Below are 1,404 nucleotides of genomic sequence, written 5' to 3' on the forward strand. Positions count from 1 at the left end.
GTCTAGTTGAGAGTCGATCCTGTCGATAAGATCCTGAAGATCCTGCCCGATTAGGATATCCCGAGCGGAGTGTTTCGCCCTGAGTTTCTTCAGTAGATCATCGCATGCGTCCAGCACTACCTCCGAAGGGGCTCCATCCAGGACTGCAACAGCGATTAGCAGCGCTCGGGCCCGAGCGGCCCCCATCTGCTGAGCCTGAAGGGCGCCAGCATCTACGCCCCTTGCATCTCGGTACTCGGCAAACTGCCGGTCGAGATAGTGCTTCCAGTGACGGAACGCTTCCCGAATCTGATCTACGGCCGGCTCATCAAAAGGAGTGTAGCGGCTTACGATCGCTGCTAGCTCGGCCACCCTTCGCGGGCCGGACTCGCCAACTTCGAGCTCATCGACGAGCCCTCGCAACGTTGCGTCGTCGTCGAGCCACTTAAGGTGGTCGCCAAAAGCTTGCAGGTGTGCGTTCAAGACGCCTCGTACTGACGGCGGTGCCAATTCGACCGTGATGCTCACAGTGTCGCTCGCGCACGCCTGCCATAGCTTATTGGTTACCAAAATCACCATTCGGGCGTTCAGTTCCGCTAGTACGCGCCCATAAGCCATCAGAGTTCGGCCGAACTGCTCCGGTATCTCGGTCGGCTCGTTAGTTAGGTCGAGTAGGTAGCGACCTTCGGGCTCTTTAGGTAACACGTCAGTGCGCGGTATTGGAGTCCAATCAGTCAGGCACTCGTGCACGTATTGTGCGCCGTTGTCTGACAAGAGCGTCAGGGCGCTGCTGCGCCTGCCGGTGCCGGGTCGGCCAGACAGTACCGTCACACCGAATTCAGAACGCGCGAATATTCTGGCTGCCTCGTCATAGCGTCGTGGTGGGTAAAAGGCTGTAGTGCAGGACTCCACCTCCTCGCCAATCGGGACCAGCGGCAACCAGCGCAATTTCTGTTCAGTGAGGTTAACATCTCTGCCGGCCTGATAAAGACGGGAATGCGAGCCGTGTACCTGAGCCGACTGGTAAGGAGGTCTCGCATCGTTAGGCGTGAACGGCTTCGCGAATACGCCTACAGGTTCGGGATATGCAACCTCGGCTTCTTGCCTGATAGGCGAGCTCTGCGGGGGGTCGGGAGGAATCACCGGAGTGTCGGTCGAGGCCGGTACCTGCTGTATGGGCCACTGGCCATGCGGCTGGTCGTGCAAGGGTTTCATCCTCCCGAGAGTGGCTATAAATGCACTTGATGTGAGGGCTGGGATTGGGTCACCGGCCTGGCCTTGGGCCTATCTCGGGGGGATCCCATTAACATCCCTGCCGGCCTGTATCACCGTTCCTCCGCGGCGTCGCCAGCCGAGGACCGCGCGGTCGCCGACGGCGTCGGCCCGGTCGCCCACGCCGCCGCCTTGGACGTGACCGACGAGGAG

1 protein-coding gene is annotated in these 1,404 nt (G+C 60.3%); it reads right to left on the bottom strand.

What is annotated here, in order from left to right; translation table 11 throughout:
• Window positions 1-1,194: hypothetical protein (locus tag AB0L34_RS33875; RefSeq protein WP_363709750.1), on the bottom strand; the 1,194-nt coding region annotated here is incomplete at its 3' end.
• Between the last annotated feature and the right edge of the window lie 210 nt (window positions 1,195-1,404).

This window comes from Micromonospora sp. NPDC052213 (assembly GCF_040679695.1).
Taxonomy (GTDB): Bacteria; Actinomycetota; Actinomycetes; order Mycobacteriales; family Micromonosporaceae; genus Micromonospora.